Genomic DNA, 15756 nt, shown 5'->3' on the forward strand with positions numbered 1-15756 from the left:
ATGAAACCTAAAAAGAGACGCGTAAAAGTTGGAAATGTACATGCTATTCCTTTACCTAACAATAAATATGCTTTTGGAAAAGTTTATAAGGACGGTTGCATTGGGATATACAAACAAATAGGGAATAGTATAGACGATGTTCCTAAAGATGAAGAATTTAACTTTATCGTAGGAGTATATCAAGATATTTTAAAATCAGGAAAATGGCCCCTTGTTGCCTTTAAAGAATTTCCATCTGAAGATGCAGCATGGCCACCTAAAATGTGTGTGATTGATACGATTTCTAACACATATTCCATATATTTTAAAGGAGAATTTTACCCTGCTACTCATGAAGAGTGTAAAAACTTGGAGTTAGCTGCAGCTTGGGATGAAGAACACATCATAGATAGAATACTTGGCAGCAACAGATGGAATAACGGTTAATAAATACTTCTAGAATATATAGGGATGACTCGAACCATGTTATTGACATAAGGTATCGTAAACCTGAAATGAGTAAAGAGCACCATCTGATAAGCACAACAAAAGGCCAGCAAGCGAAATTACTTTCGAATTGCTGGCCTTTTGTCATATTTAGTTTAGAAAGTAAGGAAATATAGTATTTATCCAGCATTTTTCTATGAATTGAACGAGGGCTACATATGAGAGGTTTTTTGAATAGATAGATGAATAACAACATAACATATATGTTAAAATATATATCGCATTATATAACGATGTGCGTATTTCATTCTAATTAATATTCTAATTATTTATAATTGGAGCTTTTAAAAGTTTACCTGTCATCTTACAAGTTGTGATGACCAGTATTTATATTAAGAGAATTAGCTTCCAATACATACAGAATAACAACCTCATCTAGCTTTAGACGGATAATATCGCCAAATGTGTTGATGATTCTAATATCATCTGTTTCCTCGTTCCAGTAATGAATGAAACCTATAAAATGCAGGATTTGACCGTTCTGCAAATAAATAACGGAGATTTCACGCTGATACTCCATTGCTAGACTCATAGATCGCTGGATGTCCATTGCCTTTTCATTCGGCATTATACTCATACGACTACCGCCCTTATCGTTTACTTTAATCAAGTATACAAACTTTCGTTCTCTTATTCGAAATGCCTGGGTTCTTGAAAGAGGCAATAAAAACACGAAGAGAAATGACGGCGTCGCATGCTGCTTTGCATTCGTTTGTTTCGATTTGCTTCTGCTTATAAGCTCTACTTAACGGTGCAAGGACCCTGATAGTTTTTGCCCCCTTCATTACGAACAGGCCGTGCTTTTTCCACTCCTGAAATCCCTTTACATGGTTTGCATCCGGCCTTTGCGTGTAGATGAGAATAGTGTTATTGAAACTGTAGCTGTGAAAGCTTGTAAGGAACGTAAGCCACCCCCGGAACTACTCGCTCATCATGACCTCCCTTATCCCTTTATCGAGTTGCTCCTTGATTTCTTCCAGTGCCTAGTTTTGTGCCACTTGTTTTTGCGCTCTGAGCGAGTCACTTCCCTAAAGGGGAGGATTTTCGCCCTTTTAACGCGGAGAACGAACAAGCAGCATAGGCAGGCGGTCAAGGGAAAAGCACAAAAGTTTTTGATGAAGCCCCGTCTCATCACAAATTTTTGTGCGCCTTGACCGGCTGACTGTCCGACTTACCTTTCAGCAATCAGAGGGCGCTAGCCTGGGAGGCTCAGGCTGATGAAAGGGTAGCTCGGACTGCGCCCTTGTACGATTCAGAGCGCAAAAAGGCTGAAAAAGACAATATAAAAAGCAGCCTGCAGGCTGCTTTCCTTTCTTCTCTTTATGTTTATGCTCTCCGGCTCGTTCGGTATGGCGGTTTTACGCAAATGGAACAGAATCCTACCGGTGTGTAGGTGAAGAATGAGCCTTACAGTGATTTACATGTAATATATACATTGACATATATGTTAATGATGTTATTATTTATATCTTTAATTTAATATTTGTGAAGTACAAAACGTAATTATCATTTAAAAATTAGAACAATTCGCAGAGAATTAAAACTAGAAATAGCAATCACAAAATATCAAAAAAAGAGTTCTACTTTTTCAATTAACCATTTAAATAACCGTCCCAATCGTAATCATCAATCTTATAAAATCCGCCTTTATCATCTCTTTCATATGCACATAATGGCGGCTCATGGATAAATTCCAATATGGAATCTTCAAAATTCAAGATTACTCCAACAGAGACAATTTGAAAGTTTTCGGAATCATTTAGGTATTCATCATCTTCATAGCCACTGAATATAGACCAGCCAGAATCGTCTTCGCCGTTTGGATGATCTCTTAACATAAAGTTGAATTCTTCCCTTTCAAGCACATCTTCGCTGACTGTAACTAAGCTGTCAAAATAAAAATCCCATCTAGATGAGGCTGGGTCTTCATATTCCGTATCGCAAATATTTTCAATGCCGAATGAAATCTCATCGCCTATTTTCAAAGGCAAACGGAAAGGTTCATTGTCCAGTTTGCCTTTAAATCTCTTTCCGTTTGTGCTAATGATTTGAACCCACATTCTCTCTCCTCTATATCCATCATCTTCAGCCTTCTCAGTTACGAAGATTAACTTAACCAAATCACCAACTTTTAATTTGTCCAACACTTTTGAGCTTGGCACATAAAACGTATACGGCGATTCTTTGTTTAGGTCGTAAACATTATCTAAATACCAGGACATCCCTTTTCTCTCCTTTGACCTCGCAAAATTGCGATTAATAAAAATCATTGTCACTTAGTTTTGAGATAACCTTACAAAACCTGGTCCATTTATCAGGAAAATGGTTGCTTCCTGTCTTTATTTCACAATATGTGTCATATTCGATTCGGACACTCCAATGTGTTCCGTCACATACCAGACCATTCACTTCATACTCCTCCGCCCAGTTTAAAAGGCTGCATTCGTATAGTTTATTCAAGAGCCACCTTACTTCGGTTTCATCTATTTTTTTCAATTCTATTCCTGGACGCTTCCTATCAATTAAACTAGTTGAGTGTTCGATGGTCTTCTTAACAAAATCTATTTCAACTTCGTAGTTTGGACCAGGAAATCCCCAAATAGAAGTATAGAGTTTTGTAATCTTTTCATAAGGCTTTTTCCCTCTATATTTCTTCCAGGTATGATTACATGTCATACAATAAAACTTTGCATTTCCTATTGCATAATTATCTAGATTATAATCAACAGCTTGTAATTGGTAATCCAGTGTTTCAGGTAAGTCTGGAATAATATCATACGTATTGATACTGTTACACTTGGGGCAATTGGGTGATAGTCTTCTTAAATTAATCATGTCGTACCCTTCTTCATAAAGTATTATGGGCTTGGTGATATCTTTGGAGAAGAAATTTATGGCTTAGGTGTAGAACCCTTAGGTATACCAAGTGTCATTTGTATTACAGAATTATTAAGGAAGGAAATGGAACTCCCAAAAGATTACTTAGTAATATATAATTCAGGGGTCAACAATGAGTATCACGCAATTGATTGTAATCCTAATGAGAATTTTGGGAGTGTTATCTCATTTACTGAAGGTATTAGTTTTAAGGAACAAGAGATTAATATGGAATTTTCATCTTTTGGCGAATTCTTCTTAAAACTACTCGAAAATAACAATTGAATTCTGAGTTTAGTTATTAACTTAAAGAAATTTAAAGCTAAATATACAATTGTTTTTTCATATTGGACACTCCTTGATTGGAATCTAATGTCTCCCATTATACATAGATTCTCCCTATTCTTCGTGTCCAATATTCAGAGTAGCATCATTTTGTACAGCACCTTATATATATATCTATCTGGAGGTTACTATGTATATTACTGTCTCACGTCTATATGACGAGGTTGGAACCTATTTCCCGATTTCTTATAAAGTAGGTAATTTAATTATTCATGAGATAAATGAAAAGATTACAGGTCCGTACAAACTGGACTTAGTAAATAAGGATCAGTTAATTAACTTGATGGTCACTACTAACAGAGCAACTACAGAGCTTGAAGTGAGAGGTCCAGATTACTATAGAAAAGATGATATTAAAGTTTGGGCTCTATGCTTGCCCTATTACAGAATTACGGAGGCACCAGATGTAATAGAAGCTTATCTTGACTACTTTTTCCTGGGAGCATTTGAGGTTTTAAAGAAATATAACGTTAAACTGAAGGATATTGAACATGTAAGAGACGTTATAAAAAAAACAATTAAAACGTCCCCGGAAAATTTTTTGTATGATGAAGAAAAAGAAAGGACACCAGAAATAGACTTATCTGATTTAGATTTAGATTAAAAAACAAAGCTCTCTTATACGATACTGTTGATTTTTCAGCAAGAGAAAAACCATTGGTCCTCTTACTTAATCCTTTTTGAACTTACTCACCCGTTAGTTGAATAAGAAGTTAATTTAAATTTGTTTTTAAGTCATTTTTATAAATATCAACTTTATTTGCAGAAAAAACTAAAGATTTAGGTTTTCCTTTAATTGTAAGCTCGATATTAATTGATATTGGTAATTGAAATTCTTTAACGACATCTTCTAAGGCACAGTACTCATCTTCTATTTCATTATAAAAAATAATAGAACTAATAATGACTTGGTTATTATCAATATCAAGACTACACATCATCGGAAATATATCGTCAATATTTGTGACTAATTCCCCTGATACTATTGAACCGTTTAGTTCTTCTGTAAAATTTTTTGCTTCTGATGGTCTTACCCACGTTTCGTCTTGTTCTTCATTTTCCTCTTCATCTATTGCCCATTCCCATATTGGATTTTCTTTTAGGTCCTCTATGGTTAATTTATCAATTGGTTTGCTTTTCCTCATAAATAAATCCTCCTTTTCACCCTGATAAATTGATAATTCTTCAAAATTACGGCCAATACCTTCTTAAAGTAATCTGCCAGTTAGTTCACTAAGAAAATCAACATTGTTTTTTTAAAGAGCCAAAGCAAAAGTAAGAAACTAAAAATTCTGAAGCCTATCAAAACAAGTATGTTATTGACTCATGCTAAAAAGTTCACCCTAAAATCCTCTCCTTTACAACCTTCCTTCTTTTGGATAAAATGAGAACAAATGAAAAGCGATGAGAAGGAAAAGTACTTGCAGGGACACCTCCAAAGAGAGCTTCGGCAGCTGAAAAGAAGCGTGGCAGACCGCACGGAAAATGACCTTTGAGCTTCACACCGAACGTGCATGTGCACAAGTAGGCTGTGACGTGGTTGCTGACGTTACAACAGCATACGTATCAGGCTTTCATGCCCCGTACGGACAAAGGCAGGTCAATTGATCTGTAAACTAAGGTGGTACCGCGACTTCAACCCTCGTCCTTAGACTGTTTCAGTCTATGGACGGGGGTTTTTTGCGTGGAAAAGGAGGAAAGATGATGAGTATTTTTATTGGAGGTGCTTGGCCGTATGCAAATGGATCTCTGCATATCGGACATATTGCCAGTCTTTTGCCGGGAGATCTTCTGGCCCGTTATTATCGTCTGAAAGGAGAACGGGTGCTGTATGTTTCAGGGAGTGACTGCAACGGAACACCTATTTCAATAAGAGCCAGACAGGAAAACGTGGACGCAGCTGTGATTGCAGACCGCTACCATAAGGAATTTTCCGATTGTTTCACCAAACTGGGTTTTACGTATGACTGCTACACACGAACGGATTCGACCCATCACCACAAGACAGTCCGGGAAATTTTCCTGTCCCTGCTTGAGAACGGCTCTCTTTACGAAAAAGAAACCAGGCAGGCATATTGCGGACATTGCGAACAGTTTTTGCCTGACCGGTACGTGGAAGGTGTCTGTCCCTCCTGTTCATCGCGGGCAAGAGGAGATCAGTGTGACGTGTGCTCTGCCATACTCGACCCGCTTGATCTGATTGACAAGGAATGCAAGCTTTGCGGGCATGAGCCTGAAGCAAGGGAGACAGCACACTATTATTTCAGTCTTTCTTCCCTCCAGAGTGCGCTGGAAGAGTATGCTCTCGATAATGGCTCAAACTGGCGGGAAAATGCCGTGAACCTCACAAACCGATACCTGGCAGAAGGCCTTCAGGACAGGTGTGCCACACGTGATCTGCCGATTGGCGTGCCGGTACCGGTCAAAGGGTATGAAAAGAAAAAAATCTATGTCTGGATCGAGGCGGTATCAGGCTATCTATCTTCAAGCAGGCTCTGGGCGGAAGAAACCGGAGAGGACTGGAAAGAATTCTGGAAGGATGATACCTCCTCCTATTACGTTCACGGGAAGGACAACATTCCGTTTCACACCATTATCTGGCCTGGTATCCTTACAGCCCTTGGCGGACTAAAACGGCCGGAGCATATCATCTCCAGTGAATATGTAACTCTTGAAAAAAGAAAGCTGTCCACAAGCCAAAACTGGGCTGTCTGGGCGCCTGATCTTCTTGAACGCTATCATCCCGATTCCATTCGCTATTTCCTGATCATCAACGGACCGGAAAAAAGAGACACCGATTTTTCGTGGAGAGAATTTATCCATTCTCATAACGGAGAGCTGCTTGGAGCTTTTGGAAATCTAGTAAACCGGACGTTAAAGTTTATTGAAAAATCATTTGGCGGAACCATTTCCGGCTGTCAGGATTCTGTGATAGAAGAGGAGATAAAATCTCTATATATTCAGACAGGAGCACTGATAGAAAGCGGGCATTTCAAAGCCGCGCTTGAAACCATTTTAGCTTTCATCAGGCATTTGAATAAATACTTTGACGAAAAGAAACCATGGATTTCAGTAAAGCAAAATAAAGAAGACTGCGAAAAAGTACTCTTCACCTGTACGCTGGCCATTGCCAATTTGTCGGTTATTCTGCAGCCTTTTCTGCCTTTTTCCTGCCTCAGGATACAGGAGACGCTGAACCTGTCAGCGGAAGAATGGGCATATTTTCAACAGCAGGTCTTCACAGTTCAGGATGTGAAGCCGCTGTTTGAACGGATTGATCCGGAGAGGATTGACGTGGAAACTGAGAGGCTTCTGAAGTAATAAAAACCGGGAATACTGTTATGCCAGTATTCCCGGTTTTTGATGATTTTGAGAAGGAAGCTCTACATAAAAAACACTTCCCCGGCCAAGTTCACTTTCAACAGTTATTTTCCCGCCATGGATATCAACAATTTTCTTAACGATAGATAACCCAAGTCCAGTTCCTGTTTTGGTCCGTGATTTGTCAGCTTTATAAAACCGTTCAAAAATTCGTTTCTGATCGCTTTCTGAGATGCCGATTCCGGTATCAGCGATGGAGAAAGATATATGGTCTGCGTTTGAGTGAAGCTCGATTTCTATCGTTCCTTGATCAGGTGTAAATTTTATGGCGTTGATCAGGAGGTTCAGCCATACCTGCTGCAGGAGTTCCTCGTCCCCAGTAAATACTGCCTTATCAAGATTAATAGTCAGATGAAGGTCCTTCTTTTCCCACTGATTCTGCAGCAGCAGAATCACTCTTCGAATTTGTTCATCAAGGTCAAACGTGTTTTGTTTATACTGAATGGCCTGATGTTCAAGCTTTGACAGTCTGAGAAGATTTGCTGACAGGTTTGACAGCCGTTCACTTTCTTCAATCACGATGTCTGTATATTCTTCTCTCTCCTTTAATGACAAGTCCTTCTTTTTCAGCAGTTTGCCAAAGCCATGAATGGAGGAAAGAGGTGTCTTGAACTCATGGGACACGGATGATACAAATTCTTTATGAAGATATTCATTTGCCTTCAGTTCTTTTACCATGACATTAAAGTTTTTAACCAGATCACTGATTTCATCTTTCCCTTTTACGGGGATGTTTATCTCGAAATTGCCTTTGGCCACCTCAACGGATGCTTTAGATAAAGCTTTTATAGGCTTTACGACCATAGAGACTGCAAACAGAATCAAAAGAGAACCCAATAGAATAGCTGTAAGAAGAACGGTCTGAGCCGTCCTTTGAAAACGGACAATCTGATTATTATCTATATCAGGGTGTATGGTCACAAACTGTCCGTCAATGATTGCAGCTGTAACAGGGAGCGGAGGCCTTCTGTTCAGCTCGATCGTAACGCTTCTTCCCTGCTCCAGCTTCTCGAACTCGTTTTCCAGAGGAGAATATTGCCCGGCTTTTAAGAGTTCTTCCCTGTTCTGAAACACCTGTATATTCATGTCCGGACTGCTGATGTACTGAATGGCCTCTTGAAGAGGAATATCTTTTTCTGCAACAAGAGAAGTGACTGCTGTGATTCGGTCTTCGAGCTGTTCTTTCACGATTTTCTTCAGGTCATCTAATTGAAATGCGGTTACCACACTGAGTGCAAGCAAGGCTGAAGCAATAAGGATACCGATAAAAAGAAGGACAAACCTGACATAAATAGAGTTCAGCATCCCTTTCACAAATGACCTCTTTTCTCTGCTTTATATCCAAGTCCCCGAACAGTAACGATTTCAAAGTCTTTTACAGCCGAAAGCTTTTCCCGGAGGCGTTTTATGTGGACATCGACAGTCCGGTCCATACTTTGAACATCAAATCCCCATATTTCATCCATAAGCTGCTGCCGGGTAAAGATTTTCTTGGGGTTAGACAAAAGCTTATAGAGAAGCTTAAATTCTTTTGCCGGCAATTCAATCACAGCATCACCCGACGTCAATGTCATTTGTTCCTGATTCAGCACAGTGCTGCCCACTTCAAGGAGGTTAGAAGAAGTGATTTTAGCCCGCCGCAAAAGAGCTGCAACTCTTAAAAGCATTTCCTCCATATCGACCGGTTTGACCATGTAATCATCACTGCCGGCCAAGAAGCCGTTTCTTTTGTCTTCAACTGTTTCCAGAGCTGTAATCATCAAGATGGGGAATTCATACCCGTACTCCCGCAAATCACTTGTCAGTTCCAGACCGTCAGTTTCAGGCATCATGACATCAGTAATTAATAGATCGATGTGATGATGTTCCATAACCTTCAGAGCATCTTCGCCGTCACTTGCTTCAAGTACCCGGTACCCTGAGCTTACAAGGTGATCTTTTATCAGCCGTCTTATATTTGCATCGTCTTCCGTAACCAGTATCGTTGCCAAGGTTCCACCGCCTATTGCACGTTTCCTGTTTGTTTTGATTTTCTCAGCTTATAAAGCCGGTACGTGCTGAATGCTAATACAATTGTTCCCATTATCATAGCTCCTGCAGATACAATATTCAACGCTTTGGGAGGTGCTGAGGTTTCCATCATCTCAAGCATTTGATCAGGCAGCCCCAATTCATCTGCCTGCTGTTTTAATTCGGGAGTCAGACCTCCGTTTTTTTCCACTTCCTCCATGAACTGCTGTATTTCAAACATATCTATGTTTTCAGGCAATCCAGCACCGGGCATCCCTCCTGCAGGCATCTCGTTCATTGGAGGAAGACCTTGAGGCATGGAAGCGGCTCCTTCAGCAGGCGGCTTCATGAACATGGGCAGTGCAGACAGGATTATAACCGTGATGGACAGTCCAATTAAACTGATAAAAAACCATTTTGATTTAAGCATTTACTCTCCCTCCATTAATTGCTTCTGAGCGCATCGATAGGATGCAGCTTTGAAGCCTTTCTAGCCGGTGCAAATCCGAACAGGATTCCAATAGCCGCCGAGAAACCCACTGCAAGCAGGACGGTTGAAGCAGAGAGCGCGAAACTTGTCCCCATGATGCTGCAGACCACAAAGGCAATGACCACTCCGGCCCCCAAACCAATCAGCCCTCCAACTAGTGAAAGAAAGACAGATTCAAACAGGAATTGCTGCTGAATGCGTTTCGGTTCTGCTCCAAGTGCTTTTCGAAGTCCGATTTCAGCCGTCCTTTCCGTTACTGAAACAAGCATCATGTTCATAATTCCTATACCGCCGACGACAAGTGAAATAGAAGCAATGCCGCCGAGCATAAGAGTCATCATCCCGGTTATGTCATTGATGGAAGAAATCATATCTCCCATATTCATGATGGAGTAGCCTTCCTTTTTATAGTTAAATGCCTGATTCATGGCTTTTTCCACAGCGCTTGTTACCTCGTCTGAATTCTTCGGGTCATCCATGTAGATATCGGCGTTTGAAACCGATCCCGCCTGAAGAAAGCTCATGGCTGTTGTATACGGCATGACAACCGTTTCATTGGTTGACTCATTTGAGTAGCTGTCTGATTCCTCCAGCGTTCCGATGATTTGAAAATTCACGCCTGCTATCTGGATGTTTTCACCGACAGGATTCTTCCCCCAAAACAACTCTTTTTCAATTCCTGAGCCGATTAGAACAACACGGTTTTTATTCTCAATATCCAGCTTATTGATGGCTCTTCCCTCTTCAACAAGATCCTCGTTCTTTCGGAAGTGCACTTGATTTTTTCCCTGGATCGAGATATCATCCATTACGTTCTTTGAATATGAGATTGACGTTTTCCCGCTCAGTGTAGGAGAAACACCGGTCACATGCTCTATTTTTTCAAGCTCTCCTATATCACTTTCAAGCAAACCTTTCTTTAAGGGAGTCCCCTGTACCTGTACAGTCACTTTATCCGCGCCGAGAGAGGACATCTGCTCTGTTACTTCTCCTGTAGCTCCTTTAACAATGGTGATAAGGGCAATAATGGATGCTACCCCGATGACAATGCCTAAAATGGTGAGGAAAGAACGCATTTTATTATGAGCAATGTTCATCCAGGACATTTTGATGTTTTCAAGCATCATGAGTGCGTCACCTCTCCTAGCTCTCCGTCCAAAATACGGACGATTCTGCTGCCGTTTTTGGCTACCTCCAGATCATGAGTAATCATGATAATCGTCTTTCCTTCCTCATGCAGCTCCCGGAACAGGTTCATAATTTGCTGGCCTGTCTTTTGATCAAGTGCTCCCGTTGGTTCATCCGCAAGCAGAATGGAAGGTTCTGTCACTAAAGCTCTTGCAATCGCTACCCTTTGCTGCTGACCTCCGGAAAGCTGGTTTGGACGGTTTTGCATTTTTTCTGCAAGACCTACCCGCGCCAGCATCTCTTCTGCACGCTTTCTTCGTTCCTTTGCAGGCATTCCTGTATAGATGAGCGGCAGCTCTGTATTTTGAAGAGCCGTCAGTTTTTGAAGAAGCTGAAATTGCTGAAAAATAAAGCCAATCTCTTTATTCCTGACGGCGGCAAGTTCACGTTCATCTAGATGGTCAACCTTATTTCCGGATAAAGAGTAGTGCCCGGATGTCGGTTCATCGAGAAGCCCGATGATATTCATCAGCGTTGATTTGCCTGAACCGGATGGTCCGAGCACGGACACAAATTCACCCTTTCTAATGTCGAGATTAACGGACTTTAAAACCGTCTGCTCATCCTCTCCCATCAAATAGGATTTATAAATATTCTTTAATTGTAAAACAGATTCAGTCATTTATTGTCCCCCCTGAGAGCCGGATTGACCCATTCCCTCAGGTCTTGGAGGCATAAAGCCGCCTGGTGCCGCGGGCTGCTCCTGTGACGGAATCACAACTGTTTCTCCGATCGAGAGCCCCTCTTTCACTTCAACGTGCACACCGTCATTGATCCCAGTTTTAATGTATTTTCTATTTGGCTGGCCATCTTTTACCGGAACAAGGACATATGGATTGTCATTGCCGTCAAACTGCACGGCATCCATCGGCAATGTTGGTACGTCCGCCGCCTGTTCATTCAGGATTTTGGCTTCAGCACTCATTCCGGCACGAATGTCTTTATTTTCCTCAAGGTCGATAACAGCCGTAAAATAGGCCACGCCATTTTCATTTGCCGCCTCTTTGGAGATGGAGGAAATAACCCCTTTTACTTCTTTATCTAGAGCTGAAATGATGACATTTACCTCTTTGTCCTCTTTCACACTCTTCAAATCGTACTCATCCACTTTCATGCTTGTCTGCAAATCCGAATAGTTTACGATTTCCAGCAGCTCCGCCCCCGCCATGACCTGAGCGTTCTCCTCAGCTGTGACAGCTGATACTTCTCCATCAATAGGAGCTTTTATTTCTTCACCTGCAGCCGTTTCAAGGAGAACATCATCCTTCTTTACTGCATCCCCTTCTTCCACTTTGATCTCCTCTACTTGCATGGCTGTTTCACTTCTGACAATCTTGCGGTCCTTTGCTTCAACTGTTCCGGAGAATGTGTAATAGGATGATAGATTGCCATTCTCTGCGCTGACTTCTTTATAGACAGCCTGACCCTTCGGCATAAAGAGAGGAGCTGCTGCTGCGCCTGCAACAATGAACCCAATCACGATTCCAATAACCAGTTTGGTCTTCTTTTTCTTCTTTTTTGCACTCATGTTTTATCCCTCCAATATGTGATGAGATAAAGGTACATGAGATTTATGAACTGATTATGAACTTCCGTTAAGGGAGTAGATTGATTTTTTTTGGGGTGTTACAAATGGGGAAGTGTAAACCGGGAAAGTGACGGCACTACAGGGAGTGGCGCCACAAACATGTATGCTTTCACATGAAAAGTGGCAGCACTACGGGGAATGACGCCACAAACATGCAAGCTTTCACGTGAAAAGTGGCAGCACTACGGGGAATGACGCCACAAACATGGATGCTTTCACATGAAAAGTGGCAGCACTACGGGGAATGACGCCACAAACATGGATGCTTTCACATGAAGAGTGGCGGCACTATGCGGAATGGCGCCACAAACGTGGAAGCTTTTACTTGGAAAGTGGTAGCACTACGGGGAATGACGCCACATATGGGAGAACCTTTACTCAGAAAGTGGCGGCACTCTTCAATCTTCCGATTCTCCCCCACACAAAAAAACCAACCCTAATGGATTGGCTTCAACTGTATTTTATTTACGGCCCAAATGCGAAAAGATTGAGAGAGTCTAAACCGAAACTTCCCCTCTCAGCTTCTCCACCCCATACCGCTTCAAGAACTTTGCAAAGTACTCCCGCTTTTTTCCGTTCTCCGCGTAAATGTCAATGATCTTCTCAACTGCAGAGTACAGCTGCGCGGGTGTGAGTCCTTCAAACAGCAGCGTTCCGGTCTGGGCATTCATGCCTTTAGCCCTGCCGCCGATGTACAGGTCATAGGAATCTTTCATTTTTATCACGCCGATGTCGTTGACGAGAGGCTCACCGCAGGCATTAGGGCATCCGGTGTAGGCTGCTTTGAGCGGAAACGGAACCGGTTTTCCCTGTATTCTTTCGTTCAGTTCAATGGCGGTGGGCATCCCTTCTTCTTCAGCGCCTTTGCAGAAGTTGCAGGTGCGCAAGCTTTTGACAAAGCTTCCGACGGGATACCACTGCAGGCCGCAGAGCTGAAAGGCTGTTTTGGCTTCTTCCAGCTTGCTTTCAGGAATGTCGAGATAGAGCTGCTGAAAGGTTGTGAGCTCAAGTTCCTGGTCCTCTTCCATGTAGGCGGCAAGCGTCAAAAGCTGCCTGGCGGTCAACTTGGCACCGAATCCGATTCCTGCATTCACCGCCAATTTAACGGTTTTTTCTTCTGTGATCAACAGGTGCACACTCCCCGTTTTTCTTTTAAGTATACCAATCTGTCAGAAAAGTGTGAACAGCTATTTCCGGTTTTGATACCCTGACAGAAACGTTAAGATGGCATGGGCAGCAAGTCTGCTCGTCATATCCCTGAAGTCTACGGCCGGATCAATCTCTACGATATCAAGGGCTTTAACCTGCGGCGTTTCTCCAAGAAAACGCATGGCTTCAATCAGCATCCGCGCATCCATTCCTCCGGGGCCAATAGCCGGACACCCGGGAGCAAACGCCTGATCCATGACATCCATATCAAGGGATACGTAAATTTGGTCTGTTTCTTTGAGCAGTTCGTGAACGGCTGTCTCCAAGATTGTCAGAATGCCGGTTTCATAGACATCCTGCATGGTATAAATGTGGACCCCATGCTGTTTCCCGTAATCCGTATAGGCTTTTCCATTGGAGAAATTGCGGATTCCGATTTGGTGAAGATGCTTTCCTTCAAGGACGCCCTTTTCAATCAGCTGCCTGAATGGCGTTCCGTTTGACGGGCCTCCATCTTCAAGGTTCCGGAGATCGTGATGGGCATCAAACTGGATGATTCCCGCTTTGCCCCTTGCCTCTTTAAAACTTTTAAAAAGAGGGGCAGTGACAGAATGATCGCCGCCAAGGAAGATTGGTAGAATATCAGAGTGCCTGTTCAGGATGCCTGCTGCTGTTTCTTCGATTCGTCTGATCGAATCTGACAGGTCGGTCACATGCAGGGTGATGTCCCCAAAATCTGTAATTGGCTTTATATCCATATCGTCCTGAATGGAATATGTGGTAAAGGCGTTCATCATTTTCCGGATCGTCTGCGGGGCAAAGGATGCCCCCGAGTGGCTGATTGACGGTTTTGACAGGGGGACTCCAATCAGTCCGATGCCTGAATCCTCTCCCTCTTTCCATTTTCCAAGCAGCTTTCCGGCCTTTGTAATGCCTCTGTCTATAAACCCCGCTTCATGTGAAAGATAGGGAAGCCCGCTCATGATAGTCCCCCTTTTCATACACGACAGCGCCTTTTTTAATCACGGTCCCAACATGGTTTACACCAAAATGGTACGGAATGTACTCGTAGTTATCTGCGTTCCAGATGACAAGGTCCGCCTGCTGCATCGGGGCAATGACGCCTCTCTGTCCGCCGAGACCAATGGCATGGGCGGCATTTACCGTGACCGCATTCCAAATTTCCTTCACTGTCATTTTGTACATAACGGCTGAAAATGACATGATGAGCTGCAGGTTTTCAGTCGGGCAGCTGCCGGGATTAAAATCCGTTGCAAGGGTCACAGCGACGCCCTCATCAAGCATCTTCCGCGCCTTGGCATGGTCCGGTTTGTTCAGGTAAAAAGATGTTCCCGGAAGAAGACAGGCGATGACGCCGGTCTCTGCAAGACGCTTGATGCCCGCGTCTGATGCGCCTACCAGATGCTCGGCACTGACAGCGCCGAGCTCTGCGGCGAGTTCTGCCCCGCCCAGCGGGTCAATCTCATCAGCATGAATCTTAAGCCCAAATCCCCTCTGTTTAGCTTTTGTCAAAAAGGCACGCGACTGTTCGATTGTGAACACGCCTGTTTCGCAAAAAATATCAACAAACCGGGCCAGTTCTTCTTTTTCAATGACATCAAGCAGCTGAAGCATTTCGTCTAAGAACACTTCGGGCTGACCCTTGAGCTCTGCAGGAATGGCATGGGCGCCGAGAAAGGTGGAAACGACGTCGACAGGATGTTCCGCGTTTAATTTTTTGGCCGTTCTCAGCTGTTTAAGCTCAGCATCGGTTTCAAGTCCGTACCCGCTTTTTGCTTCAACCGTTGTCGTTCCGTATGACAGCATTTCATTCAGGTGCCCGGCTGCTTTTTTATAGAGATCCGCTTCGGTTGCGGCTCTTGTTTTTTCCACGGTCGAAAGAATCCCCCCGCCCCGCTTCAGGATTTCAAGGTATGGCACCCCCTGCTGCTTGAGGCCCATCTCATGTTCCCTTGATCCCGCAAAGACAAGATGGGTATGCGGGTCGATGAGACCGGGAGTGACAAGGCGGCCGCCGCAGTCAATCTGTTTGTCCGCCTCCCAGTCCGCAGCCGAGGATGTTGCTGCAATCTCTGCAACCTTGCCGTCCTTTATGGCTATGGACATGTTTTCAAGAACAATGAGCTGATCCATTTCTTTTCCGCAGAGCGGTCCTTCTTTTCCATAATCCATCGTCAGGAGCTGGCCAATATTCTCAAGTATTAAGTCGTATTGCATAATA

General features: G+C 42.9%; 17 protein-coding genes, 1 pseudogene and 1 other annotated feature. Of the genes and pseudogenes, 4 read left to right on the top strand and 14 right to left on the bottom strand.

The window, feature by feature from the left end; genetic code table 11:
• Positions 1 to 426, top strand: coding sequence for an Imm26 family immunity protein (locus AZ46_RS15830; protein WP_029284366.1), 426 nt, complete (start codon positions 1 to 3; stop codon positions 424 to 426).
• Between the two features lie 364 nt (positions 427 to 790).
• Here the strand turns inward: AZ46_RS15830 and AZ46_RS15835 are convergent, their stop codons facing one another.
• The 4 genes and pseudogenes from AZ46_RS15835 to AZ46_RS15850 all read right to left on the bottom strand — a co-directional run bounded on the left by AZ46_RS15835 (position 791) and on the right by AZ46_RS15850 (position 3321).
• A complete protein-coding gene (locus AZ46_RS15835) occupies positions 791 to 1063 on the bottom strand; it encodes a YolD-like family protein (RefSeq protein WP_029284368.1) in 273 nt (90 codons plus the stop codon).
• A 25-nt stretch (positions 1064 to 1088) separates the two neighbouring features.
• A pseudogene (locus tag AZ46_RS22600) lies at positions 1089 to 1379 on the bottom strand (ArdC-like ssDNA-binding domain-containing protein); the annotation flags it as partial.
• A 699-nt stretch (positions 1380 to 2078) separates the two neighbouring features.
• Entirely contained in the window at positions 2079 to 2708 is a 630-nt protein-coding gene (locus AZ46_RS15845; protein ID WP_029284371.1) for an immunity protein Imm33 domain-containing protein, read from the bottom strand.
• Positions 2709 to 2742: 34 nt separating this feature from the next.
• Positions 2743 to 3321 (bottom strand): hypothetical protein, encoded by a 579-nt coding sequence (locus AZ46_RS15850; RefSeq protein ID WP_029284373.1) that lies wholly within the window; start codon positions 3319 to 3321, stop codon positions 2743 to 2745.
• 15 nt (positions 3322 to 3336) lie between these two features.
• On the opposite strand from AZ46_RS15850, the gene AZ46_RS22605 reads away from it, so the two are divergent.
• Both AZ46_RS22605 and AZ46_RS15860 read left to right on the top strand, forming a co-directional pair.
• Positions 3337 to 3648 (top strand): SMI1/KNR4 family protein, encoded by a 312-nt coding sequence (locus AZ46_RS22605; protein WP_412768605.1) that lies wholly within the window; start codon positions 3337 to 3339, stop codon positions 3646 to 3648.
• Between the two features lie 190 nt (positions 3649 to 3838).
• A complete protein-coding gene (locus tag AZ46_RS15860; RefSeq protein ID WP_029284377.1) occupies positions 3839 to 4312 on the top strand; it encodes a hypothetical protein in 474 nt (157 codons plus the stop codon).
• Positions 4313 to 4421: 109 nt separating this feature from the next.
• Here the strand turns inward: AZ46_RS15860 and AZ46_RS15865 are convergent, their stop codons facing one another.
• Positions 4422 to 4853, bottom strand: a complete 432-nt coding sequence (locus AZ46_RS15865; protein ID WP_029284379.1) for a hypothetical protein — start codon at positions 4851 to 4853, stop codon at positions 4422 to 4424.
• A gap of 250 nt (positions 4854 to 5103) precedes the next feature.
• Positions 5104 to 5361 (top strand) — a binding site (T-box leader).
• Between the two features lie 51 nt (positions 5362 to 5412).
• Between AZ46_RS15865 and metG the strand changes: the two genes are divergently transcribed.
• Positions 5413 to 7029 (top strand): methionine--tRNA ligase, encoded by a 1617-nt coding sequence (gene metG / locus AZ46_RS15870; RefSeq protein WP_029284381.1) that lies wholly within the window; start codon positions 5413 to 5415, stop codon positions 7027 to 7029.
• A gap of 18 nt (positions 7030 to 7047) precedes the next feature.
• On the opposite strand, the gene AZ46_RS15875 is transcribed toward metG, so the two are convergent.
• From AZ46_RS15875 to hutI, 9 genes are all read right to left on the bottom strand, one after another.
• Positions 7048 to 8394 carry a sensor histidine kinase gene (locus tag AZ46_RS15875; protein WP_235728238.1) on the bottom strand — a complete coding sequence of 449 codons (1347 nt, stop codon included), beginning with the start codon at positions 8392 to 8394 and terminating at the stop codon, positions 7048 to 7050.
• Between the two features lie 5 nt (positions 8395 to 8399).
• Positions 8400 to 9080: a response regulator transcription factor gene (locus AZ46_RS15880; protein ID WP_029284385.1), complete on the bottom strand. Its 681-nt coding sequence runs from the start codon at positions 9078 to 9080 to the stop codon at positions 8400 to 8402.
• Between the two features lie 11 nt (positions 9081 to 9091).
• Entirely contained in the window at positions 9092 to 9529 is a 438-nt protein-coding gene (locus tag AZ46_RS15885) for a hypothetical protein (RefSeq protein ID WP_029284387.1), read from the bottom strand.
• Between the two features lie 14 nt (positions 9530 to 9543).
• Positions 9544 to 10716 carry an ABC transporter permease gene (locus tag AZ46_RS15890; RefSeq protein ID WP_029284389.1) on the bottom strand — a complete coding sequence of 391 codons (1173 nt, stop codon included), beginning with the start codon at positions 10714 to 10716 and terminating at the stop codon, positions 9544 to 9546.
• On the bottom strand, positions 10713 to 11399 hold the full coding sequence (locus tag AZ46_RS15895) for an ABC transporter ATP-binding protein (RefSeq protein ID WP_029284391.1): 687 nt from the start codon (positions 11397 to 11399) through the stop codon (positions 10713 to 10715). Before AZ46_RS15895 ends, AZ46_RS15890 begins: the two co-directional genes overlap by 4 nt.
• A complete protein-coding gene (locus tag AZ46_RS15900; protein ID WP_051865595.1) occupies positions 11400 to 12305 on the bottom strand; it encodes an efflux RND transporter periplasmic adaptor subunit in 906 nt (301 codons plus the stop codon).
• A gap of 557 nt (positions 12306 to 12862) precedes the next feature.
• Positions 12863 to 13492, bottom strand: a complete 630-nt coding sequence (locus AZ46_RS15905; protein WP_029284394.1) for a nitrite reductase — start codon at positions 13490 to 13492, stop codon at positions 12863 to 12865.
• 60 nt (positions 13493 to 13552) lie between these two features.
• Positions 13553 to 14497, bottom strand: coding sequence for a formimidoylglutamase (gene hutG, locus AZ46_RS15910; RefSeq protein ID WP_029284396.1), 945 nt, complete (start codon positions 14495 to 14497; stop codon positions 13553 to 13555).
• On the bottom strand, positions 14469 to 15752 hold the full coding sequence (gene hutI, locus AZ46_RS15915; protein WP_029284398.1) for an imidazolonepropionase: 1284 nt from the start codon (positions 15750 to 15752) through the stop codon (positions 14469 to 14471). Before hutI ends, hutG begins: the two co-directional genes overlap by 29 nt.
• Positions 15753 to 15756: the final 4 nt, after the last annotated feature.

This window comes from Metabacillus indicus LMG 22858, from assembly GCF_000708755.2.
Taxonomy (GTDB): domain Bacteria; phylum Bacillota; class Bacilli; order Bacillales; family Bacillaceae; genus Bacillus_P; species Bacillus_P indicus.